This is a genomic window from Trabulsiella odontotermitis (genome assembly GCF_001297775.1).
Classification (GTDB): domain Bacteria; phylum Pseudomonadota; class Gammaproteobacteria; order Enterobacterales; family Enterobacteriaceae; genus Trabulsiella; species Trabulsiella odontotermitis.
In genome coordinates, this window is the sequence record NZ_LIFX01000010.1 from 55,742 (window position 1) to 79,595 (window position 23,854).

Sequence of the window (23,854 nt, forward strand, 5' to 3'; positions counted from 1 at the left end):
AACCCGTAGCTTGCGCCTGCCGTGGTTTATCGCCAGACTATCGCCACCATTTCGGGAGGGATCATGGTCTTGCATTCCACACGCTGGCTGGCGCTCAGCTATTTCACCTACTTTTTCAGCTACGGTATCTTTCTGCCTTTCTGGAGCGTCTGGCTCAAGGGAACGGGTTTAACGCCGGAAACCATTGGCATTTTGCTGGGGGCAGGGCTGGTCGCCCGTTTTCTCGGCAGCCTGCTGATTGCGCCCCGCGTCAGCGATCCCTCACGGCTTATCACCGCGCTGCGCGTGCTGGCGCTGCTTGCCCTGTTGTTTGTGCTGGCGTTCTGGGCCGGGCAAAACGTGGCATGGCTGATGGTGGTGATGATTGGTTTTAACCTCTTTTTCTCGCCGCTGGTGCCGCTCACCGATGCGCTGGCCAATACCTGGCAAAAGCAGATCACCATGGATTATGGCCGGGTGCGGCTGTGGGGATCGGTCGCCTTTGTCATCGGCTCGGCGTTGACCGGTAAACTGGTGAGTCTGTTTGATTACCGGGCGATTCTGGTGCTGATCAGTCTCGGTATCGCCTCGATGCTGCTCGGCATGCTGCTGCGCCCGTCGGTATTGCCGCAGGGCGAAGCCCGCCATCAGGAAGCTGCGGGCTGGCCGGCATGGCGTTCGCTGGTGGCGCAGAGCTGGCGGTTCCTCGCCTGCGTCTGTCTGTTGCAGGGCGCGCACGCGGCCTACTACGGATTCAGCGCCATTTACTGGCAGGGCGCGGGCTATTCTGCTTCGGCGGTGGGATATCTGTGGTCGCTGGGCGTTGTGGCTGAGGTGGTCATCTTTGCGTTGAGCAAAAAAGTGTTCCGCCGTTTCAGCGCGCGGGATCTGCTGCTGCTTTCGGCGGTGTGCGGCATCGTGCGCTGGAGCCTGATGGGCTGGACGACGGCACTACCGTGGCTTATCGTCGCGCAAATCCTTCACTGCGGTACTTTCACCGTCTGTCATCTGGCGGCCATGCGCTATATCGCCGCACGGCAGGGCAGCGAAGTCATCCGTCTGCAGGCGGTGTACTCCGCCGTTGCGATGGGCGGCAGCATCGCCGTAATGACCGTTTTCGCCGGGTTCCTCTACCAGCATCTGCATCAGGGCGTCTTCTGGGTGATGGCGCTGGTCGCTGTACCGGCGCTGTTTATCCGTCCGAAGGCGGTGAATTAAGTCTCCAGCATTTTGCAGATTTGCTGCCGCTGGTGCTCGCTCAGCAGATCGCGGGCATGGATCAGCGGCGGTGAAAACAGCGGCAACGTCACGGCGTATGGCGTAACCACCAGTGCTACGCCTTTGGGCGCCCCCTCGGTCTGGAAATCCCCGATGGACTGGTTTTTGATGTTGATCGGCAGCAGGGTTAACTCGCGAAGCTGCCGCTCTAATTCACTTTCCAGATACGGATTATCACCGGTGAGCAGCAGCACCTGTTTTTCATGCAGCTCGCTCTCCTGCATCAGCCAGGCACCGAAAATCACCGCCACCAGCCCGGATTCCTCATCGGTAAAGCGAATGTCGAAATCCTCTTCGAATTCATGCAACGCAATCCGCGTGGTACGCATCAGTCGCGGGTAAAGATGGTTAATCTCTTCCGGCAGACTGTTATCGATGCCAATGCTGAAAATCGAGCGGTTCAGTGCCTGTGAGAGATGGATATAGAGCTGATCGCGCAGCCCCTGTTCATCGCTGAATTCGCGACCGGCCATCCCCTGAAACCGTTCGATCAACCGCGAAATGGCCAGTTGCAGACGGCGGTCATGCAGATGCCCGTCATGCACCGGATCCGGGGTGCGCAGCATCATAAACAGCAGCGTCAGGAAGCGGTGCTCATCTTCATGCGGCAACTGATGAATGCGGCGTTGCCAGTGGCGAACGATCTCTTCCGCCACCTGATGCTCAATGCGCGCCTCAGTCCAGCTCTGCTGTACGGCGTTGAAAGAGGGCGTCAGCCCGTGGTGATGTTGCAGCAGGCAGTATTGCAGATAGAGCCGCAGGAAATGCAGGTCGCGGCACTCGAACTGCCGGTGCAGACCGCGTGCGCAACGGTTGATAAGCGCCTGTAAATTGGTGTCGTCGTAGAGCGTCCGGGCGATGCCCGCCTGTTTCAACTGTGATTTCAGCGCAGGCGTATAGTGATGGCTGATAAACGCCGGGCATAAACGCAGCGCACGGCGCAGCCAGTGCAGCAGACACAGGCGCTGGTCGAGTGGGGTGCCTTCAATCCGGTAGCAGCCGTTTTCATGTGTGGCAATGGTAAGCCGGTGATAGCGCTGGAGTTCATTATCGATGTCAGCGATATCCAGTCTGGCGGTGTCGCCATCTACATGATTCACATTGCTGATGTATTGATGGGTAATTTCCTGCCCCGGAAGCGATAACATCAGCAGCGTCTGGCAGCGGCGCTGCGGACTGGAAAGCGCAGATGGTGTATCAATCTCACTCATCATCTGTCAGATTCCAGTTAGGGTTTTTGATAAGAATAGCTAAAGGATCGACAGACGAAAGCGCAGCCGCCGGGGTTTGCGCAAGGATTGCAGGCACAGTTCACAGAATTTTTGCCGTACCAGGAGGGGAAGCCCGGCGAACAGAACGCCGCCGGGCGGAGCGATTAGCGCTTCAGCGCCTCGCTTAATTCTTCACGCATATTTGCCAGCATCGCTTTCACCACACGCGGGTTGCCTGCGACGATGTTGCCGGTGGTCATGTAGTTGTGGCCGCCGGTGAAATCACTGACGATGCCGCCCGCTTCACGCACCAGTAGTTCGCCTGCGGCAAAATCCCACGGGCGCAGACCGATTTCAAAGAAACCGTCAACACGACCGGCAGCGACGTAGGCCAGATCCAGCGCGGCGGAACCGGTGCGACGGAAATCCGCGCATTCAGTGAACAGTTTACCGACGATGTTGATGTAAGCGGGGGCGTGCTGTTTGGCTTTGAACGGGAAACCGGTCGCCAGAATGGTGCCATCCAGATCGCGGGCAGTGCTGCCGCGCAGACGGTAACCGTTCAGCTGTGCGCCCTGACCGCGGGTAGCGGTGAACAGTTCGTTACGCATTGGATCGTAAACCACCGCGACTTCGGTACGGCCTTTGATGCGTACGGCGATGGAAACTGAGAAGTGCGGCAGACGTTTGATGAAGTTGGTGGTGCCATCCAGTGGATCAATAACCCATTGCACATCCTGATCTTCGCCTGCGTGCTCACCGCTTTCTTCGGTGATAATGGTGTGTTGCGGGTAGGATTTGCGGATCGTTTCGATAATTACCGCTTCGGCGGATTTATCAACGTTGGTCACGAAATCGTTGCTGCCTTTCTGGCTCGCTTCTACAGCGTCCGGGGTTTCGTAGTTCTTGGCAATTAAATTACCCGCCTTGCGCGCAGCGCGTACGGCGATGTTCAGCATCGGATGCATCGGTTACTCTCACTGGATGTTAAAGAACGGAAAAACGGCGCACATCATAGCAGCGAATTCGGAATCTGTCTCCGCTTTATGATAATATGGACGAATAATCTTTTATCGAAGAAAACTAATGCTGCAAAATATTCGAATCGTGCTGGTTGAAACTTCCCACACCGGCAATATGGGTTCCGTCGCCCGTGCAATGAAGACGATGGGCCTCACCAATCTCTGGCTGGTCAACCCCCTTGTAAAACCCGATTCCCAGGCCATCGCGCTGGCGGCAGGGGCCAGTGATGTGATTGGCAACGCACAAATCGTCGATACGCTTGACGAGGCGCTCGCAGGTTGTAGTCTGGTCGTCGGCACCAGCGCACGTTCCCGTACGCTGCCGTGGCCGATGCTCGACCCGCGCGAATGTGGGCTGAAAAGCATCAGTGAAGCAGCGCATGCGCCAGTGGCGCTGGTGTTTGGCCGTGAACGCGTTGGCCTGACCAACGACGAGCTGCAGAAGTGTCATTATCACGTCGCTATCGCCGCGAACCCGGAATACAGCTCGCTGAATCTGGCGATGGCGGTGCAGGTGATTGCCTATGAAGTCCGGATGGCCTGGCTGGCGACGCAAGAGAGTGACCAGCCTGAACAGGCGCATGACGAGACGCCGTATCCCCTGGTGGACGATCTCGAACGCTTTTATGAGCATCTGGAAAAAACCTTGCTGGCAACCGGGTTTATCCGTGAAAGCCATCCAGGACAGGTCATGAATAAACTGCGCCGCTTGTTTACGCGCGCACGTCCTGAAAGCCAGGAACTGAACATCCTGCGCGGGATTCTGGCGTCGATTGAGCAGCAAAATCAAAATAAAGAACAGTGATGTCTGTCTGCCGGGTGACGCTGCGCTTACCCGGCCTACAAAACCGTAGGCCCGTGCAAGCACAGCGCCGCCGGGCAAAGTGGAATACGGCACAGAACGCTAAATACTTGACTAAATTAGTCAGGTAAATAGTTGACCAATTTACTCGGGAATGTCAGACTTGGCCCTGCTATGCACTATCCCCATATTAATAAAAACCCCGGGCAGGGGCGAGTTTGAGGTGAAGTAAGACATGAGACTGACATCTAAAGGGCGTTATGCCGTGACCGCGATGCTGGACGTTGCGCTCAACTCCGAAGCGGGCCCGGTTCCGTTGGCAGATATTTCAGAACGACAGGGAATTTCACTTTCCTATCTGGAGCAGTTGTTCTCCCGTTTACGTAAAAATGGTCTGGTGTCCAGCGTACGTGGACCCGGCGGCGGCTATCTGCTCGGTAAAGACGCGGGCAGCATCGCCGTAGGCGAAGTGATCAGCGCCGTTGATGAATCTGTGGATGCCACCCGTTGTCAGGGTAAAGGCGGCTGCCAGGGCGGCGATAAGTGCCTGACCCACGCGCTGTGGCGCGATCTGAGCGATCGCCTGACCGGCTTCCTGAACAATATTACTCTTGGCGAACTGGTTAACAATCAGGAAATCCTGGATGTTTCCGGCCGCCAGCAGACGCAAGAAACCCAACGCAGCAACCGCACGCAGGATTCAATCAACGTTAAACTGCGCGCCTGAAAATAATAAAGCTTTCTGAACCAGGCCGGAGCGCCATGCGCTCCGCTAACACGGTCGTACATCCAGCCGGTTGCCTGGTTCCTTGCATTGAGTGATGTACGGAGTTTAAGAGCAATGAAATTACCGATTTATCTCGACTACTCCGCAACCACGCCGGTGGACCCGCGTGTTGCCGAGAAAATGATGCAGTTTTTGACCCTGGACGGGACTTTTGGTAACCCCGCTTCCCGTTCACACCGTTTTGGCTGGCAGGCTGAAGAGGCGGTAGATATCGCCCGTAATCAGATTGCTGAGCTGGTCGGCGCTGACCCGCGTGAAATTGTTTTCACCTCCGGTGCGACCGAATCCGATAACCTGGCGATCAAAGGCGCTGCCAACTTCTATCAGAAAAAAGGCAAGCACATCATCACCAGCAAAACCGAACACAAAGCTGTGCTGGACACCTGTCGCCAGCTGGAGCGCGAAGGTTTCGAAGTGACGTACCTGGCGCCGCAGCGCAACGGGATCATCGACCTGAAAGAGCTCGAAGCGGCGATGCGTGACGACACCATCCTTGTTTCCATCATGCACGTGAATAACGAAATCGGCGTGGTGCAGGATATCGCGACCATCGGCGAAATGTGCCGTGCGCGCGGCATCATCTATCACGTGGATGCGACCCAGAGCGTCGGCAAACTGCCTATCGACCTCAGCCAACTGAAAGTTGACCTGATGTCCTTCTCTGGTCACAAAATTTATGGCCCGAAAGGCATCGGCGCGCTGTACGTGCGTCGTAAACCGCGTATCCGCATCGAAGCGCAAATGCACGGCGGCGGTCACGAGCGCGGCATGCGTTCCGGGACGTTGCCGGTGCACCAGATCGTTGGCATGGGTGAAGCATACCGTATCGCCAAAGAAGAGATGGAAACCGAGATGGCGCGTCTGCGCGGTCTGCGTAACCGTCTGTGGAACGGCATCAACGATATCGAAGAAGTTTACCTGAACGGCGATCTTGAGCAGGGCGCGCCAAACATTCTCAACGTCAGCTTTAACTACGTTGAAGGCGAGTCGCTGATCATGGCGCTGAAAGATCTGGCTGTCTCTTCCGGTTCTGCGTGTACTTCCGCAAGCCTGGAACCGTCCTACGTGCTGCGCGCGCTGGGCATGAATGACGAGCTGGCCCATAGCTCTATCCGTTTCTCTTTAGGTCGTTTTACTACCGAAGAAGAGATTGACTACACCATCGAACTGGTTCGCAAATCCATCGGTCGTCTGCGCGAGCTGTCTCCACTGTGGGACATGTTTAAGCAGGGCGTGGATCTGAACACCATCGAATGGTCACATCACTAATCGGTATCTGATAAGGAGAATTCATCATGGCATACAGCGAAAAAGTCATCGATCATTACGAGAATCCACGTAACGTGGGCTCTTTCGACAACAGCGACGAGAACGTCGGCAGCGGTATGGTGGGTGCACCGGCCTGTGGCGATGTGATGAAGTTGCAGATCAAAGTCAACAATGAAGGTATCATTGAAGACGCGCGTTTCAAGACCTATGGCTGCGGTTCCGCCATCGCGTCCAGCTCCCTCGTGACCGAATGGGTAAAAGGGAAATCTCTGGACGAAGCGCAGGCGATTAAAAACACCGATATCGCAGACGAACTGGAACTGCCGCCGGTGAAAATTCACTGCTCTATTCTGGCAGAAGACGCGATTAAAGCCGCGATTGCGGATTACAAAAGCAAACGTGAAGCCAAATAATTAGTTGAGGTCGTTGTATGTCGATTACCCTTAGCGACAGTGCTGCAGCACGAGTAAATTCCTTCCTGGCCAACCGTGGTAAAGGCTTTGGCCTGCGCTTAGGCGTGCGTACCTCCGGCTGCTCGGGCATGGCCTATGTGCTGGAGTTTGTTGACGAACCTTCGGCAGAAGATACCGTGTTCGAAGACAAGGGCGTGAAGGTTGTTATCGATGGCAAAAGCCTGCAATTCCTCAACGGCACTCAGCTGGACTTCGTCAAAGAAGGCCTCAACGAAGGGTTTAAATTCACCAACCCGAACGTGAAAGATGAGTGCGGTTGCGGCGAAAGCTTCAACGTTTAACAGCATGTCCCGATAACCCCACCGCGCCTGCGTGAGTGGGGTTTGCTTTACCACGTTAACCCTGAGATTGTTATGGATTATTTCACCCTCTTTGGGTTGCCAGCCCGCTACCAGCTCGACGCGCAACAGCTCTCCACCCGGTTTCAGGATTTGCAACGCCAGTTCCACCCGGACAAATTCGCCAGCCACTCCCAGTCTGAACAGCTTGCCGCTGTACAGCAATCCGCCACCATTAATCAGGCCTGGCAGACGCTGCGCCATCCGCTGACGCGCGCTGAATATCTGCTCTCCCTGCACGGCTTTGATCTGGCGAGTGAGCAGCATACCGTGCGCGACACGGCGTTTCTGATGGAACAACTCGAACTGCGCGAAGAGCTTGACGACATTGAGCAGGCAAAAGACGAGCGCCGTCTTGAGGCGTTTATCAAACGGGTGAAAGGCATGTTTGACACCCGCCACCAGCTGATGGTGGAGCAACTCGATAGCGAGGCGTGGGACGCGGCGGCGGATACCGTGCGTAAACTCCGCTTTCTCGATAAACTGCGAAGCAGTGCTGAACAACTCGAAGAAAAGCTGCTCGATTTTTAATTTCGGAAGCAATTATGGCCTTATTACAAATTAGTGAGCCTGGTCTGAGTGCTGCGCCGCACCAGCGTCGTCTGGCGGCGGGCATCGATTTAGGCACCACCAATTCCCTGGTGGCCACCGTACGTAGCGGTCAGGCGGAAACGCTGGCCGACGACAACGGCCGCCATCTGCTGCCGTCGGTGGTCCGGTACCAGCCAGACGCGCACCTTGTTGGCTATGAAGCCCGCGCTACTGCCGCGCAGGATCCCGCTAACACCATAAGCTCCGTCAAACGCATGATGGGCCGCTCCCTTGCCGACATTCAGGCGCGTTACCCGCACCTGCCGTACCAGTTGCAGGCGAGCGAAAACGGCCTGCCGATGATCCACACCGCGTCGGGGATGGTTAACCCGGTTCGCGTCTCCGCTGATATTCTCAAAGCGCTGGCGATGCGTGCCACTGCCACACTTGAAGGCGAACTGGACGGCGTGGTCATCACCGTTCCTGCCTATTTCGATGATGCGCAGCGCCAGGGCACCAAAGACGCCGCGCGTCTGGCCGGGCTGCACGTGTTGCGTCTGCTCAACGAACCGACCGCGGCGGCGATTGCCTATGGCCTGGATTCCGGTCAGGAAGGGGTGATTGCGGTTTACGATCTCGGCGGTGGCACGTTTGATATCTCCATTCTGCGCCTGAGCCGCGGTGTGTTCGAAGTGCTGGCGACTGGCGGTGATTCCGCGCTCGGCGGCGATGATTTCGATCACCTGCTGGCGGATCACCTGCGCGAGCAGGCGGGGATGCGTGATCGCAGTGACGCCCGTGTTGAGCGTGAATTCCTTGATGCGGCAACCGCCGCGAAAATCGCCCTCAGCGATGCCGACGAAACCACCGTGACGGTGGCGGGCTGGACGGGCACCGTCACCCGCGAACAGTTCAATGAACTCATTGCTTCCCTCGTCAAGCGCACGCTGCTGGCCTGTCGCCGCGCCCTGAAAGATGCCGGTGTTGAGGCTGACGAGGTGCTGGAAGTGGTGATGGTGGGCGGTTCGACGCGTGTGCCGCTGGTGCGTGAGCGCGTAGGCGAATTCTTTGGTCGCCAGCCGTTAACCACGATTGACCCGGATAAAGTGGTCGCCATTGGTGCGGCCATTCAGGCCGACATTCTGGTGGGTAACAAACCGGACAGCGAAATGCTGCTTCTGGACGTTATCCCGCTTTCCCTCGGCCTTGAAACGATGGGCGGTCTGGTGGAAAAAGTGATCCCGCGTAACACCACTATTCCGGTGGCGCGCGCGCAGGAATTCACCACTTTTAAAGACGGGCAGACGGCGATGTCTATCCACGTCATGCAGGGCGAGCGCGAGCTGGTGCAGGATTGCCGTTCGCTGGCGCGTTTTGCATTGCGTGGGATCCCGGCATTACCGGCGGGCGGTGCGCATATTCGCGTCACTTTCCAGGTGGACGCCGACGGTCTGCTGAGCGTCTCGGCGATGGAGAAATCCACTGGCGTCGAAGCCGCGATTCAGGTGAAACCGTCCTACGGTCTGACCGACAGCGAAATCGCCTCAATGATTCAGGATTCCATGAGCTTTGCCGGGCAGGACGTGAAAGCACGCATGCTGGTTGAGCAAAAAGTGGAGGCTGCACGCGTGCTGGAAAGCCTGCATGGCGCGCTTGCTGCCGATGCCGCGCTGTTAAGCGCCGCAGAACGTCAGATTATCGACGATGCCTCTGCGCACCTGCGCGCGGTGGCGGAGAGTGATGACACTGACGCTATCGAACAAGCCATTAAAAACGTAGACAAACAAACCCAGGAATTCGCTGCTCGCCGGATGGACAAATCTGTTCGTACCGCGCTGAAAGGCCATTCCGTGGACGAGGTTTAATATGCCAAAGATTGTTTTTCTGCCTCATCAGGACCTCTGTCCGGATGGCGCAGTTGTGGAAGCTGAGACCGGTGAATCTATCCTTGATGCGGCCCTGCGTAGCGGCATTGAGATTGAACACGCCTGCGAAAAATCCTGCGCCTGCACGACCTGCCACTGCGTTGTCCGTGAAGGTTTTGACTCCCTGGCGGAAAGCACCGAAGACGAAGACGACATGCTGGATAAAGCCTGGGGTCTGGAGCCGGAAAGCCGCTTAGGCTGCCAGGCGCGCGTTGCCGATGAAGACCTGGTGGTCGAAATCCCGCGTTATACTATCAACCACGCACGCGAGCACTAATATGGGACTGAAATGGACCGACAGCCGTGAAATCGGCGAGGCGCTGTACGATGCCAACCCGGATCTCGACCCGAAAACCGTTCGCTTCACCGACATGCATCAGTGGATTTGCGACCTGGAAGATTTCGACGACGATCCCAACGCATCCAATGAAAAAATTCTGGAAGCGATTCTGTTAGTCTGGTTAGACGAAGCAGAATGAAAATAGTGTGGGCTGCCTTTGGGCGGCCCGCTTGCTAAAGAAGGATACAACAATGACAGAAGCGATGAAGATTACGCTGTCGACCCAGCCTGCCGATGCGCGCTGGGGTGACAAAGCCAGCTACAGCATCAACAACGATGGCATTACCCTGCACCTGAATGGCAAAGATGATACCGGATTGATCCAGCGCGCAGCGCGCAAAATCGACGGCATGGGCATCAAACATGTTGCGTTGACCGGCGAAGGCTGGGACACCGATCGTTGCTGGGCGTTCTGGGCCGGGTACAAAGGGCCGAAAGGCACCCGTCAGATTGACTGGGCTGATCTCGACGACGCACAGCGTCAGGAGCTGGACAACCGTCTGCTGATTATCGACTGGGTACGCGACACCATTAACGCACCGGCCGAAGAATTAGGGCCGTCGCAACTGGCGCAGCGCGCGGTGGATCTGCTGTGCAACGTGGCCTGCGACAACGTTCATTACCGCATCACCAAAGGTGAAGATCTGCGCGAACAGAAATACATGGGGATCCACACCGTCGGACGCGGTTCCGAGCGTGCTCCGGTATTGCTGGCGCTCGATTACAACCCGACCGGCGATGAAAACGCCCCGGTGTTTGCCTGCCTCGTGGGTAAAGGCATCACCTTTGATTCCGGTGGTTACAGCCTCAAACAAAGCGCGTTCATGGATTCGATGAAATCCGACATGGGCGGCGCAGCGCTGGTGACCGGCGCGCTGGCGTTTGCCATTACCCGTGGCCTCAACAAACGCGTCAAACTCTACCTCTGCTGCGCAGACAACATGGTCAGCGGCAACGCCTTCAAACTTGGCGACATCATTCATTACCGTAACGGTAAAAACGTCGAAGTGATGAACACCGACGCCGAAGGCCGTCTGGTGCTGGCGGACGGGCTGATCGACGCGTCTGCCCAGAAACCAGAACTGCTGATCGACGCCGCGACGCTGACCGGGGCGGCGAAAACCGCGCTGGGCAACGATTATCACGCGCTGTTCAGCTTTGATGACGCGCTGGCGAACCGCCTGATGGCGAGCGCTGCGCAAGAGAACGAACCGTTCTGGCGCCTGCCGCTGGCGGAGTTCCACCGCAATCAGCTGCCGTCCAATTTTGCTGAGCTGAACAACACCGCCAGCGCGGCGTTCCCGGCTGGCGCCAGCACTGCCGCCGGTTTCCTGTCGCACTTCGTGGAGAACTATCAGCAAGGCTGGCTGCACATTGACTGCTCGGCGACCTATCGTAAAGCGGCGGTAGAGCAATGGGCGGCGGGCGCGACCGGTCTCGGCGTGCGCACCATTGCGAACCTGTTGACGGCGTAGGCCGGATAAGCGCAGGTTTTGTAGGCCGGGTAAGCGTAGCGCCACCCGGCATTTTCTGAATAGCGAAACTATGTCCGAAACCAAAAACGAATTAGAAACCCTGCTGGAACAAGCGGCCACCGAACCGGCGCATCGCCCGGCATTTTTCCGTACGCTGCTGGAATCTACTGTCTGGGTGCCTGGCACTGCGGCAGAAGGCGACGCCGTGGTGGAAGACAGCGCGCTGGATTTACAGCACTGGGAAAAAGACGATGGCGCGACGGTGATCCCGTTCTTCACCTCGCTCGACGCCTTACAACAGGCGGTAGAAGAGGAACAGGCTTTTGTTGTCATGCCGGTGCGTACTCTGTTTGAAATGACGCTTGGCGAAACCCTGTTTCTCAACGCTAAACTGCCAACCGGGAAAGAGTTCACGCCGCGGGAAATCAGCCTGTTAATTGGCGACGAAGGTCATCCGCTGCACACGCAGGAAGTGCGGGAAGGGGGAGCGTCGTTACTGTTGTCGGAAGTGGCTGAACCGCCGGCGCAGATGATCGACTCACTGACCACGCTGTTTAAAACCATCAAGCCGGTAAAACGCGCGTTTCTGTGTTCCCTCAGAGAGACTGCGGACGAGCAGCCGGTGCTGTTGATTGGCATTGAAGCAGACGGTGATATCGAAGAGATCATTCATGCCGCAGGCAGTGTGGCAACTGACACATTGCCGGGTGATGAGCCGATTGATATCTGCCAGGTGGTGAAAGGTGAGAAGGGCATCAGCCACTTTATTACCGAACACATCACACCGTTCTATGAACGCCGCTGGGGCGGCTTCCTGCGTGATTTCAAAACCAATCGCATCATCTGACGTGGATGGCGCTACGCTTATCCGGCCTGCAAAACTCGCAGGCCCGTGCAAGCGTAGCGCCGCCGGGTAAATCACTTCGCCGGTTCAACCGGGAGATCCGCCCGCGCCCCCCACTCACACCAGGAGCCGTCATACAGCGCGACTTCATCGGCTTCCAGTGTCGCCAGCGCCAGCGCTACCACGGCGGCGGTCACACCGGAACCACAACTGGTAATGATCGGACGGTGCAAATCCACACCCTGACGGGCGAAAATCGCTTCCAGCTCGTCAGTCGTTTTCAGTTCACCGTTAATCACCAGATCGCCCCACGGCACGTTTTTCGCGCCAGGAACGTGCCCGCGACGCAGCCCCGGACGAGGCTCATCTGCCTGCCCGTTGAAACGAGGTGCTGGTCGCGCATCAACAATCTGCGCAGAGCCTTCGTGGCTTGCCAGCAACACATCGGTCAACCGCATCACTTCATCGCCGGTAAAGGCGACTTCAAAATCACCTTCCGGCAGGGTAACGTCGCCTTTATCGAGCAGCAGATCATCGCGCTGCCAGCCCGCGAGCCCGCCTGCCAGAATCGACACGCGCTCAACGCCAAAAGTGCGCAGCATCCACCACGCGCGCGGCGCAGAGAAGAGATTGCCTTCGTCATACACCACCAGATGTTTGTCGTTGCTGATGCCCAGCTCGCGCATGGCGACGGCAAACGCCTCCGGGCGCGGCAGCATATGAGGAAGAGGATTGGTTCGATCGGAAAGGGCTTCAATATTGAAAAAAACCGCCCCCGGAAGATGACCCGCCCGGTACTCTGCGGCCATGTCACGGTGCTCCTGGCCCGGAGGGGCCAGACGGGCGTCAAGGATCTGAATATCTGAATCGTTAATATGCTCGGCCAGCCAGTCGGCTGCGACAAAGTATGAAGTCGTCATGGTTGCCTCCCGCAAAATATCACCCCCGAATTGTCGATGTTTTTCTGAATATCGACAAGCCTGCAACCCGCTAATTCGCTATGCGGTCACACAGATGACGTCGCCAGACTGAAAAAAGGCCGGAAATTGACAGGATTGCTGCTACTGGTAAAAGCGGGATTCACGCATAATACTGAGTTAAAACATCAAACCGGCTCAATAACCCGAGGTTACAGGATGAAACCGTTACGTTTAGCGGCGCTCTCGCTGGCGCTGATTGCCGTATTCTCTCTTTCCGGGTGTGACAACGATGATGCGCCGAAAGCGACACCATCGTCTTCGGACACGCCTGCCGCCACGCCAGCCCCGGCAGCGGAAAAACCCGCAGCGCAAACGCCCGCGAAACCCGACAGCGCGACGCTGGCGAAACTGACCGCGCAAAGTCAGGGGAAATCGCTCACCATGCTGGACGCCTCCGAAGTGCAGATGGATGGTGCCGCGACGCTGGTGCTGACCTTCTCGGTGCCGCTACAGCCGGAGCAGGATTTCTCCCGCAATGTGCATCTGGTCGATAAAACCAGCGGTAAGGTAGATGGCGCATGGGAGCTGTCGCCGAACCTGAAAGAGCTGCGTCTGCGTCACCTTGAACCGAAACGTAAGCTGTTATTGACTGTCGATCCCGGGCTGGTGGCGCTGAACAACGCCACGCTCGGCACTAGTATCGAAAAAACCATCAACACCCGGGATGTGCAACCGAGTGTGGGGTTTGCCAGCCGCGGCTCGCTGCTGCCAGGAAAAGTGGTGGAGGGGTTGCCGGTCATGGCGCTCAACGTCAATAACGTTGATGTGAATTTCTTCCGTATCAAGCCGGAGTTGCTCGCCTCGTTTATCAGCCAGTGGGAATACCGCAACGCGCTGACCAACTGGGAGTCTGATGAGCTTCTGAAAATGGCGGACCTGGTTTATACCGGCCGTTTTGACCTCAACCCGCAGCGCAATACGCGGGAAAAACTGCTGCTGCCGCTGCGTGATATCAAGCCGCTGCAACAGGCTGGCGTGTATGTCGCGGTGATGAATCAGGCCGGGCATTACAACTACAGCAATGCCGCGACGCTGTTTACGCTGAGCGATCTTGGCGTGTCGGCGCATCGCTACCATGATCGCCTCGATGTGTTTACCCAGAGCCTGGAAAACGGCGCGGCGCAGCCCGGTATTGATGTGCAGTTGCTGAACACCCGCGGTCAGACGATATCGCAGGCCACCAGCGACGCGCAGGGGCATGTCACGCTGAAGGTCGATCAGGACGCCGCTCTGCTGCTGGCCCGCAAAGACGGCCAGACCACGATGCTCGATCTCAAACTTCCGGCACTGGATCTCGCCGAGTTTTCCATCGCGGGCGCGCCGGGTTACAGCAAGCAATTCTTCATGTTTGGTCCGCGCGATCTCTACCGTCCCGGTGAAACGGTGATCCTCAACGGGTTGCTGCGTGACAGCGACGGCAAACCGCTGGCGGAACAGCCGGTCAGACTGGAAGTGGTGAAGCCGGACGGACAGGTGATCCGCACGGTAGTCAGCAAACCGGTTAATGGTCTTTATCAGTTTACGTATCCTCTCGACAGTGGGGCCGCCACGGGCATGTGGCAGATCCGTGCCAACACGGGCGATAACCGTTCACGGGCGTGGGATTTCCACGTCGAAGACTTCATGCCGGAGCGAATGGCGCTCAACCTGACGCCGCAGAAAACCCCGCTGTCTCCGGCCGATGACGTGAAATTTGAGGTCGCCGGTTACTACCTCTACGGCGCGCCCGCCAACGGCAACGCGTTGCAGGGCAAGCTGTTCCTGCGCCCGCTGCGTGAGGCCGTGCCTGCGCTGCCTGGGTTCCAGTTTGGTGATATCGCCGAGGAAAACCTCTCCCGTACGCTGGATGAAATTCAACTGAAGCTGGATGACACCGGGCGTGGCGAAGTCAGCACCGAAAGCCAGTGGAAAGAAAGCCATTCGCCGTTGCAGGTGGTACTGCAGGCGAGTCTGCTGGAGTCTGGCGGGCGTCCGGTGACGCGACGCGCTGAACAGCCCATCTGGCCGGCAACGGCGCTGCCAGGGATCCGCCCTGAATTTGCGGCCAAAGCGGTCTATGACTATCGCACCGACACCACCGTGAATCAGCCCATCGTGGATGAAGACAGCAACGCCGCGTTCGACATTGTTTATGTTGATGCGCAGGGGAAAAAGCTGGCGGTTTCGGGCCTGCAGGTGCGCCTGATTCGCGAGCGCCGTGATTACTACTGGAACTGGTCTGACAGTGACGGCTGGCAGTCGCAGTTCGATCAAAAAGATCTGGTGGAAGGCGAGCAGGCGCTGGATCTGCAAGCCGATGAAACCGGCAAAGTTTCGTTCCCGGTGGAGTGGGGGTCTTACCGTCTGGAAGTGAAAGCGCCTGACGATACTATTAGCAGCGTGCGTTTCTGGGCCGGGTACAGCTGGCAGGATAACAGCGATGGCACCGGCGCCGCCCGCCCGGATCGCGTGACCATGAAGCTCGATAAACCCGCCTATAAACCTGGCGATACCATCAAACTGAACATCGCGGCACCGGCTGCCGGTAAGGGTTACGCGATGGTGGAATCAAGCGAAGGTCCGCTGTGGTGGAAGGAGATTGACGTCCCTCAGGGGGGCATGGATCTTTCCATTCCGGTCGATAAGCGCTGGAATCGCCATGATATTTACCTCAGTACGCTGGTGATCCGCCCGGGCGACAAGTCAAAATCCGCGACGCCAAAACGCGCGGTGGGCCTGCTGCATCTGCCGCTGGGCGATGAAAACCGCCGCCTGAACATCGCGCTGGAAAGCCCGACCAAAATGCGTCCGAATCAGCCGCTGACGGTGAAAGTGAAAGCCACGGTAAAAGAGGGTGTCACGCCGAAGCAGGTTAACGTGCTGCTCTCCGCGGTGGACAGCGGGGTACTGAATATTACCGACTACGTCACGCCGGATCCGTGGAACGCTTTCTTTGGGCAGAAACGTTATGGGGCTGATATCTATGATATCTACGGTCAGGTCATCGAAGGGCAGGGGCGTCTTGCCAGCCTGCGCTTTGGTGGTGATGGCGACGAACTCAAACGTGGCGGTAAACCGCCGGTGAACCACGTGAATATCGTCGCGCAACAGGCGCAGCCGGTGATGCTTGACGACAACGGCGAAGGCACCGTAACGCTACCGATTGGCGATTTCAACGGTGAACTGCGCGTCATGGCGCAGGCGTGGAACGACGACGACTTTGGCAGCACGGAAAGCAAAGTGGTGGTTGCCGCGCCGGTGATTGCCGAGGTCAGTATGCCGCGTTTCATCGCCAGTGGCGATACGACGCGACTGGTGCTTGATATCACAAACCTTACCGATGCGCCGCAGACACTCAACGTACAGCTTACCGCTTCGGGGCTGATCGATATGGAAGGCGCGCAGCCGCAGCCAGTCGACCTGGCACCGGGCGTGCGTACCACGCTGTTTGTGCCGGTGCGGGCAAAAGAGGGTTTTGGCGACGGGGTACTCAGTGCGGTGATCACCGGCCTGAATCTGCCGGGTGAAACACTGGCACCGGTCAATAAAACGTGGAAACTGGGCGTGCGTCCGGCGTTCCCGGCTGAAACCGTCAGTTCGTGGGGCGCGCTGCAACCGGGTGAAAGCTGGACTGCGCCGCCTAACCATCTTGAGGGTTTTTCACCCACGACGCTCGAAGGACAGTTGTTATTGAGCGGTAAGCCACCGCTCAACATTGCGCGTTATATTCGTGAACTGAAGGCCTATCCTTACGGCTGTCTGGAGCAGACCACCAGCGGGCTGTTCCCGTCGCTGTACACCAACGCGGCACAACTGAAAAATCTCGGCATTGTCGGCGACAGCGACGAAAAACGTCGCGCAGCGGTGGATATCGGTATCTCGCGCTTGCTGCAAATGCAGCGTGACGACGGCGGGTTTGCCCTGTGGGACAAAGAAGGCCCGGAAGAGTACTGGCTGACGGCCTATGTGATGGATTTCCTGGTACGCGCGGGTGAGCAGGGGTACAGCGTACCCGCAGAGGCGCTGACGCAGGGCAATAACCGCCTGCTGCGCTATCTGCAGGAGCCGGGTCTGATGACCATTCGCTACAGCGACGATGTTCCGGCAAGCCGCTTTGCCGTGCAGGCCTATGCCGCGCTGGTGCTGGCGCGTCAGCAGAAAGCGCCGCTCGGCGCACTGCGTGAAATCTGGGAGCGTCACAACCAGGCGCACGCCGGTCTCCCGCTGATGCAGCTCGGTCTGGCGCTGAAAGCGATGGGTGACGGACCGCGCAGCGAAGGGGCGATCGCGCAGGCGTTAACCACCACGCGGCAGGACAAACAACACTGGATGGCCGATTACGGTAGCGCGCTGCGCGACAATGCGCTGATGCTCAATCTGCTGGAGGAAAACAAGGTCCGGCCTGACGCGCAAAATGCGTTGCTCGTGACGCTTTCCGAACAGGCCTTCGGCCAGCGCTGGCTCTCAACGCAGGAGATGAACGCCCTGTTCCTGGCGGCGAAAGGGTTGCAGGATTTCCCGGGCCACTGGCAGGCGAAAACGTCTCTTGATGCGCAGCCGCTGAGCGGTGAGAAAGCGCAAATGCGCAATCTGACCAGCGATCAACTGGCGGCACTGCAGGTGGCTAATGCTGGTACACAGCCGCTGTGGGTGCGCCTCGACAGTACCGGTTATCCGGAAAACGCGCCGCAACCTTACAGCAACGTCCTGCAGATTGAACGCCAGTTCCTCGGCACCGACGGGCAGCCGAAAACGATAGCCTCGCTGCGTAGCGGTGATCTGGTACTGGTGCATCTGCAGGTGACGGCAAACCAGAACGTGCCGGATGCGCTGGTGGTGGATTTACTGCCCGCCGGACTGGAGCTGGAAAACCAGAATCTGGCGAACAGCAGCGCCAGCCTGGAGGATAACGGTGCCGAGGTGCAGAACCTGCTTAACCAGATGCAACAGGCTGATATTCAGCATATCGAGTTCCGCGATGACCGCTTTGTCGCGGCCGTCGCCGTGAATGAAGGACAGCCTGTGACGCTGGTTTACCTGGCGCGCGCCGTTACGCCGGGCACGTATCAGGTTCCCGCCCCGCAGGTGGAATCAATGTATGTTCCGCAGTGGCGGGCGAACGGTCAGAGCAGTGGACCACTGATCGTCGCACCATAACATGCGTTTTTTGCCCGTGAAAAAGACCCGCTGGCTCTGGCTGGCGGGATTTTTGTTGATGGCCTGGCTGCTGATCGTTGCCGCCGATCGCCTGTGGCCGCTGCCGCTTAACGAAGTGGCGCCCGCGCGCGTGGTGGTAGCGGAAGACGGCACGCCGATGTGGCGTTTTGCCGACGCCGACGGGATCTGGCGTTATCCGGTCACCCTCAACGATGTCTCTCCCCGTTATCTTGACGCGCTGATCCAGTATGAAGATCGCTGGTTCTGGGATCATCCCGGCGTCAATCCGTTCGCCATTGCCCGCGCGGCCTGGCAGGATCTCACCGCCCGACGGGTGATCTCCGGTGGCAGTACGCTGACCATGCAGGTGGCGCGGCTACTCGACCCGCATCCCCGCACTTTCAGCGGTAAATTCCGCCAGTTGTGGCGCGCCCTGCAACTTGAATGGCACCTGTCGAAACCGCAGATCCTCACCCTGTACCTCAACCGCGCGCCGTTTGGCGGCACGTTGCAGGGGATCGGCGCGGCAAGCTGGTCCTATCTGGGTAAACCGCCGTCGCAGCTCAGTTATTCCGACGCAGCGCTGCTGGCGGTTCTGCCGCAGGCACCCAGCCGCTTGCGTCCTGATCGCTGGCCGCAACGCGCACAGGCGGCGCGTAACAAAGTGCTCGACCGCATGCTGACGCAGGGCGTGTGGTCAGCCACCGTGGTTAAAGAAGCGCGTGAGGAGCCGGTATGGCTCGCGCCCCGGCAGATGCCGCAGCTGGCGCCACTGTTTTCCCGCCGTGTGCTGACGAAAAGCCAGGGCACGAAAATCGTCACCACCCTCGATGCCAGTCTGCAACGCCAGCTGGAAGAGATCGCGCTGAATCAGGAAAGTCGCCTGCCGCCGCGCAGCTCGCTGGCGATTATCGTCGTTGATCATACCAGCATGAAAGTCAGGGGTTGGGTGGGCTCGGTGGATATCAACGACAACAACCGTTTTGGGCATATCGACATGGTGTCGGCGGTGCGTTCGCCAGGGTCGGTGCTGAAACCCTTTATTTACGGGCTGGCGATGGATGACGGGTTGATCCACCCGGCCTCGCTGTTGCAGGACGTGCCGCGCCGTTTCAGCGACTATCGCCCCGGCAATTTTGACAGCGGTTTTCATGGCCCGGTGAGCATGAGCGATGCGCTGGTACGTTCGTTGAATCTGCCCGCCGTGCAGGTACTGGAAGCCTACGGCCCGAAACAGTTTGCTGGTCGCCTGCGGAATGCGGGACTGCCGCTGATCCTGCCCGCCGGGGCTGAGCCGAATCTGTCGCTGATTTTAGGCGGTGCGGGCGCGCGGCTGGAAAATATCGTCGCCGCTTACAGCGCCTTTGCCCGGCACGGAAAAGCAGGGCAGCTACGCCTGCTCGCCAGCGATCCGCTGCGTGAGCGTCCGCTGCTTTCCCCCGGCTCCGCGTGGATTATTCGCCGCATTCTCGCCGGAGAAGAGCAGCCGCTGCCGGATGCCTCGCTACCAAAAACGGTTCCGCTGGCGTGGAAAACCGGTACCAGCTACGGCTACCGTGATGCGTGGGCGATTGGCGTCAATGCGCGTTATGTGATTGGCATCTGGACCGGGCGCCCGGACGGCACACCTGTCGTCGGGCAGTTCGGTTTCGCCAGCGCGGTGCCGCTACTGAATCAGGTCAATAACCTGCTGCTTTCCCGCGCGTCGGTCATCAAAGGCGGATTGCCGGAAGATCCGCGACCGTCGACCGTAAGCGCGGCCACGGTGTGCTGGCCGGGCGGGCAAACGCTGCCGGATGGCGACAGTAACTGTCGGCGTCGGTTATCCACCTGGCTGGTGGACAACAGCCAGCCACCGACGCTGTTGTTGCCGGGGCAGGAAGGAATGCGCGGGATCCATTTCCCGGTGTGGGTGAACGCGAAAGGTGAGCGGGTAGCGGCGGACTGCCCGGACGCGACAGAAAAAATGTTGCAAGTCTGGCCGTTACCGTTAGAGCCCTGGCTACCTGCGAGTGAACGGCGTGCGGCGCGATTACCTGCACCGTCGGCGGATTGCCCGCCATTGCAGCAACAAAACGTCGCGCCGCTGGTGCTGTCGGGCGTACGCAACGGCGCAGTTATCAAACGCCTGCCGGGAGCAAGCCGCGTGTCGCTGGTATTGCAGACCAGCGGCGGCGAGGGGCGACGCTGGTGGTTTGTCAACGGCGAACCGCTGGAAGAGACGGGCGTCAGTACCACGTTATTACTTGAAAACCCGGGTGATTATCAGCTGCTGGTGATGGACGAGGCGGGGCAAACTGTCACCGCCACGTTCACGCTGCAATAGACCATTTTTTGCTCTCGCGGTGTGATCTGTTGCTGAAACTCGTCTCATTTTAAAAAAATGTTATCTTAATCCATAGGCAAGGACATTTTTGCTCTTTATAATTCGCGCCAGATTTATACCGCGTCATGCGTAAAACAACAGAACATCACCAGAGGTTATCAATGGCTATTGAACGTACTTTTTCCATCATCAAACCAAACGCGGTAGCAAAAAACGTAATTGGTAATATCTTCTCTCGCTTTGAAGCAGCGGGCTTTAAAATCGTCGGCACCAAAATGCTGCACCTGAGCGTTGAGCAGGCTCGCGGTTTCTACGCTGAGCACGACGGCAAGCCGTTCTTCGACGGCCTGGTTGAGTTCATGACCTCCGGCCCGATCGTGGTTTCCGTGCTGGAAAGCGAAAACGCGGTACAGCGTCACCGTGACCTGATGGGCGCCACCAACCCGGCGAATGCCCTGGCTGGTACCCTGCGCGCGGACTACGCTGACAGCTTCACCGAAAACGGCACCCACGGTTCTGATTCTGTTGAATCTGCCGCGCGCGAAATCGCCTTCTTCTTTGGCGAAGGCGAAGTGTGCCCGCGCACTCGCTAATGTTTTTCATGATTGCCGCGTGCAGACGTGGCATTCATGCGCCATAATTTGTACAATACAGCGCCCCGAATTTTGCGGGGCGTTTCTTTTTAACCCTCCAGGGGCCATAACGTGTAATAACGAGGCCGGAATACATTATGTCTGAACAAATTGTCACGCCTGATTCTGCCGCTCTGACGGTGCCTTCCCAGGACGCCAAAATTAACCTGCTGGATTTAAACCGTCAGGAAATGCGTGAGTTTTTCAAAAATTTAGGTGAAAAACCTTTCCGCGCCGATCAGGTGATGAAATGGATTTACCATTATTGCTGCGATAACTTTGATGAAATGACTGACATCAACAAAGTGCTGCGCGGCAAACTGAAAGAGGTCGCGGAAATTCGCGCCCCGGACGTCGTCGAAGAACAGCGCTCCTCTGATGGCACCATCAAATGGGCCATCGCCGTGGGCGATCAACGCGTTGAAACGGTTTATATTCCTGAAGACGATCGCGCCACCCTGTGCGTTTCTTCACAGGTTGGTTGTGCGCTGGAGTGTAAATTCTGCTCTACGGCACAGCAGGGCTTTAACCGTAACCTGCGCGTTTCTGAAATTATTGGTCAGGTATGGCGTGCGGCGAAAATCATCGGCGCCGCCAAAGTGACGGGGACACGTCCGATTACCAACGTGGTAATGATGGGGATGGGCGAACCGCTGCTTAACCTGACGAACGTCGTACCGGCAATGGAAATCATGCTCGACGATTTCGGCTTTGGCTTGTCCAAACGCCGCGTCACGCTGTCCACCTCTGGCGTGGTTCCGGCGCTGGACAAACTCGGCGACATGATTGACGTCGCGCTGGCAATCTCCCTGCATGCGCCGAACGACGAGATCCGTGACGAAATCGTCCCGATCAACAGAAAGTATAATATTGAAACGTTCCTGGCCGCCGTGCGTCGTTATCTGGAGAAATCCAACGCCAATCAGGGCCGCGTGACCATCGAGTATGTGATGCTCGACCACGTGAATGACGGCACCGAGCATGCGCATCAACTGGCGGAACTGCTGAAAGACACGCCGTGCAAGATCAATCTGATCCCGTGGAACCCGTTCCCCGGCGCACCGTATGGCCGCAGCTCCAACAGCCGCATCGACCGTTTCTCGAAAGTATTGATGGAATATGGTTTTACCACCATCGTACGTAAAACGCGCGGCGATGACATTGATGCCGCCTGCGGTCAGCTGGCCGGAGACGTGATTGATCGTACCAAACGCACGCTGCGAAAACGCATGCAAGGTGAACCTATTGCGGTGAAAGCCGTCTGAGATCCTGAGCCGCGTGTTTCAGGATGAGGCGCGCGGTATTCGTTAAGGTGACGGATGAGGTAAATTGCATCATTAGCATTAATAATTACGGTGCGTTTCCGTCGGGATTGAGGCAGTATGTAGCGGTTCAACAACAGCTTAGGCTTGTTTAGTAATCGGGTAGATATTTCGCGGTGCGGGTTTACCGGCACCTGACTCTTAAATTTCACGTACCAGCAGTTGTAGCGAATGAATACTGAAGCCACTCACGACCAACATGAAGCACAAACCACGGGTACACGTCTGCGCAACGCCCGTGAACAACTCGGACTCAGTCAACAAGCCGTCGCGGAACGCTTGTGTCTGAAGGTTTCCACGGTTCGCGATCTTGAAGACGATAAGGCTCCTGCCGATCTGGCTTCAACATTCCTGCGTGGGTACATCCGTTCTTATGCCCGACTGGTGCATATCCCGGAAGAAGAACTGCTTCCGATCAAAGAGACGCCAGTCCGAATGACGAAAGTCGCGCCGATGCAAGGCATGACGATAGGTAAGCGCCGCAAAAGACGTGACGGCTGGCTGATGAGCTTTACCTGGCTGGTGCTGTTTGTGGTGATTGGCCTGACGGGCGCCTGGTGGTGGCAAAACCACAAAGCGCAGCAGGAAGAGATCTCCAGCATGGCCGATCAGTCCTCCGCTGAGCTGAACGCTGCCGACACCAGTTCGCAGCAGAGTATTCCGCTGGATACCAGTGCTGCGCAAACGCCGGACGCGACCGCGCAGAATACGCCTGTTGAGCAGCCAGCCCCGACGACCTCCGCTCCGGCAACCCCGGCGCCGACCACGACTGCTCCGGCGGATAACGCCCAGGCGAATGCGGTGGTGCCGCCATCACAGGCCAACGTCGACAGCACAGCCAACACTACCGCACCGGCTGCCACGGACGGCGCGCCATTGCCGACCAGTCCGGCGGATACTGCCGCGCCGACCGCAGGTACTGGCGCCATTGTGATGAATTTCAATGCCGATTGCTGGCTGGAAGTCTCTGACGCAACGGGCAAAAAACTGTTCAGCGGCCTGCAACGCAAAGATGGCACGCTTAACTTAACCGGGCAGGCGCCTTATAAGCTTAAAATTGGCGCTCCGGCAGCGGTACAGATCCAGTATCAGGGAAAACCTGTCGATCTCAGTCGCTTTATCAGAACTAACCAGGTTGCGCGTTTGACCCTCAATGCCGAACAATCAATGGCACAGTAACAGAC

Annotated in this window: 20 protein-coding genes; 17 read left to right on the forward strand and 3 right to left on the reverse strand. The window is 57.8% G+C overall.

All coding sequences use genetic code 11. From position 1 onward, the window contains the following. The first annotated feature begins 63 nt into the window (after nucleotides 1–63). Nucleotides 64–1,197, forward strand: coding sequence for a 3-phenylpropionate MFS transporter (locus AOY23_RS14075; protein WP_054179407.1), 1,134 nt, complete (start codon nucleotides 64–66; stop codon nucleotides 1,195–1,197). On the opposite strand, the gene csiE is transcribed toward AOY23_RS14075, so the two are convergent. Continuing rightward, nucleotides 1,194–2,471, reverse strand: coding sequence for a stationary phase inducible protein CsiE (gene csiE / locus AOY23_RS14080; RefSeq protein ID WP_054179408.1), 1,278 nt, complete (start codon nucleotides 2,469–2,471; stop codon nucleotides 1,194–1,196). The genes AOY23_RS14075 and csiE overlap by 4 nt on opposite strands. Nucleotides 2,472–2,632: 161 nt before the next feature. Beyond that, the gene (gene suhB / locus AOY23_RS14085) at nucleotides 2,633–3,436 is read right to left on the reverse strand and encodes an inositol-1-monophosphatase (protein WP_038157094.1); all 804 of its coding nucleotides are present in this window, start codon (nucleotides 3,434–3,436) and stop codon (nucleotides 2,633–2,635) included. A 118-nt stretch (nucleotides 3,437–3,554) separates the two neighbouring features. Here suhB and trmJ point away from each other — a divergent pair, with 118 nt between their 5' ends. The 11 genes from trmJ (at nucleotide 3,555) to sseB (ending at nucleotide 12,277) form a co-directional block, all read left to right on the forward strand. Then, complete coding sequence (gene trmJ, locus AOY23_RS14090; RefSeq protein ID WP_054179409.1) at nucleotides 3,555–4,295, forward strand: tRNA (cytosine(32)/uridine(32)-2'-O)-methyltransferase TrmJ; 741 nt, start codon at nucleotides 3,555–3,557, stop codon at nucleotides 4,293–4,295. A 232-nt stretch (nucleotides 4,296–4,527) separates the two neighbouring features. Further along, entirely contained in the window at nucleotides 4,528–5,019 is a 492-nt protein-coding gene (gene iscR, locus AOY23_RS14095) for a Fe-S cluster assembly transcriptional regulator IscR (RefSeq protein ID WP_054179410.1), read from the forward strand. Between the two features lie 114 nt (nucleotides 5,020–5,133). Next, nucleotides 5,134–6,348 carry a cysteine desulfurase gene (iscS, locus tag AOY23_RS14100; protein WP_038157086.1) on the forward strand — a complete coding sequence of 405 codons (1,215 nt, stop codon included), beginning with the start codon at nucleotides 5,134–5,136 and terminating at the stop codon, nucleotides 6,346–6,348. A 26-nt stretch (nucleotides 6,349–6,374) separates the two neighbouring features. Further along, complete coding sequence (gene iscU / locus AOY23_RS14105; RefSeq protein WP_002913991.1) at nucleotides 6,375–6,761, forward strand: Fe-S cluster assembly scaffold IscU; 387 nt, start codon at nucleotides 6,375–6,377, stop codon at nucleotides 6,759–6,761. A 17-nt stretch (nucleotides 6,762–6,778) separates the two neighbouring features. Further along, nucleotides 6,779–7,102, forward strand: a complete 324-nt coding sequence (iscA, locus tag AOY23_RS14110) for an iron-sulfur cluster assembly protein IscA (RefSeq protein WP_054179411.1) — start codon at nucleotides 6,779–6,781, stop codon at nucleotides 7,100–7,102. Nucleotides 7,103–7,174: 72 nt separating this feature from the next. Next, the gene (hscB, locus tag AOY23_RS14115) at nucleotides 7,175–7,690 is read left to right on the forward strand and encodes a co-chaperone HscB (protein WP_054179412.1); all 516 of its coding nucleotides are present in this window, start codon (nucleotides 7,175–7,177) and stop codon (nucleotides 7,688–7,690) included. A 14-nt stretch (nucleotides 7,691–7,704) separates the two neighbouring features. Beyond that, the gene (gene hscA, locus AOY23_RS14120; RefSeq protein ID WP_054179413.1) at nucleotides 7,705–9,555 is read left to right on the forward strand and encodes a Fe-S protein assembly chaperone HscA; all 1,851 of its coding nucleotides are present in this window, start codon (nucleotides 7,705–7,707) and stop codon (nucleotides 9,553–9,555) included. A gap of 1 nt (nucleotide 9,556) precedes the next feature. Then, nucleotides 9,557–9,892 (forward strand): ISC system 2Fe-2S type ferredoxin, encoded by a 336-nt coding sequence (fdx, locus tag AOY23_RS14125; protein WP_038157075.1) that lies wholly within the window; start codon nucleotides 9,557–9,559, stop codon nucleotides 9,890–9,892. 1 nt (nucleotide 9,893) lies between these two features. After that, the gene (gene iscX, locus AOY23_RS14130) at nucleotides 9,894–10,094 is read left to right on the forward strand and encodes a Fe-S cluster assembly protein IscX (RefSeq protein WP_003860650.1); all 201 of its coding nucleotides are present in this window, start codon (nucleotides 9,894–9,896) and stop codon (nucleotides 10,092–10,094) included. A 52-nt stretch (nucleotides 10,095–10,146) separates the two neighbouring features. Further along, a complete protein-coding gene (gene pepB / locus AOY23_RS14135; RefSeq protein ID WP_054179414.1) occupies nucleotides 10,147–11,430 on the forward strand; it encodes an aminopeptidase PepB in 1,284 nt (427 codons plus the stop codon). Nucleotides 11,431–11,500: 70 nt separating this feature from the next. Continuing rightward, the gene (sseB, locus tag AOY23_RS14140; protein WP_054179415.1) at nucleotides 11,501–12,277 is read left to right on the forward strand and encodes an enhanced serine sensitivity protein SseB; all 777 of its coding nucleotides are present in this window, start codon (nucleotides 11,501–11,503) and stop codon (nucleotides 12,275–12,277) included. A 71-nt stretch (nucleotides 12,278–12,348) separates the two neighbouring features. Here sseB and sseA read toward each other — a convergent pair whose 3' ends face one another. Beyond that, nucleotides 12,349–13,194, reverse strand: a complete 846-nt coding sequence (gene sseA / locus AOY23_RS14145; protein ID WP_038157068.1) for a 3-mercaptopyruvate sulfurtransferase — start codon at nucleotides 13,192–13,194, stop codon at nucleotides 12,349–12,351. Between the two features lie 216 nt (nucleotides 13,195–13,410). On the opposite strand from sseA, the gene AOY23_RS14150 reads away from it, so the two are divergent. The 5 genes from AOY23_RS14150 (at nucleotide 13,411) to rodZ (ending at nucleotide 23,849) form a co-directional block, all read left to right on the forward strand. Next, nucleotides 13,411–18,390, forward strand: coding sequence for an alpha-2-macroglobulin family protein (locus AOY23_RS14150; protein WP_054179416.1), 4,980 nt, complete (start codon nucleotides 13,411–13,413; stop codon nucleotides 18,388–18,390). A 1-nt stretch (nucleotide 18,391) separates the two neighbouring features. Beyond that, entirely contained in the window at nucleotides 18,392–20,716 is a 2,325-nt protein-coding gene (pbpC, locus tag AOY23_RS14155) for a peptidoglycan glycosyltransferase PbpC (RefSeq protein WP_054179417.1), read from the forward strand. Between the two features lie 161 nt (nucleotides 20,717–20,877). Then, a complete protein-coding gene (gene ndk / locus AOY23_RS14160; protein ID WP_054179418.1) occupies nucleotides 20,878–21,309 on the forward strand; it encodes a nucleoside-diphosphate kinase in 432 nt (143 codons plus the stop codon). Between the two features lie 137 nt (nucleotides 21,310–21,446). Beyond that, nucleotides 21,447–22,613 carry a dual-specificity RNA methyltransferase RlmN gene (rlmN, locus tag AOY23_RS14165; protein ID WP_054179419.1) on the forward strand — a complete coding sequence of 389 codons (1,167 nt, stop codon included), beginning with the start codon at nucleotides 21,447–21,449 and terminating at the stop codon, nucleotides 22,611–22,613. 228 nt (nucleotides 22,614–22,841) lie between these two features. Then, nucleotides 22,842–23,849: a cytoskeleton protein RodZ gene (gene rodZ, locus AOY23_RS14170; protein ID WP_054179420.1), complete on the forward strand. Its 1,008-nt coding sequence runs from the start codon at nucleotides 22,842–22,844 to the stop codon at nucleotides 23,847–23,849. Nucleotides 23,850–23,854 lie beyond the last annotated feature (5 nt).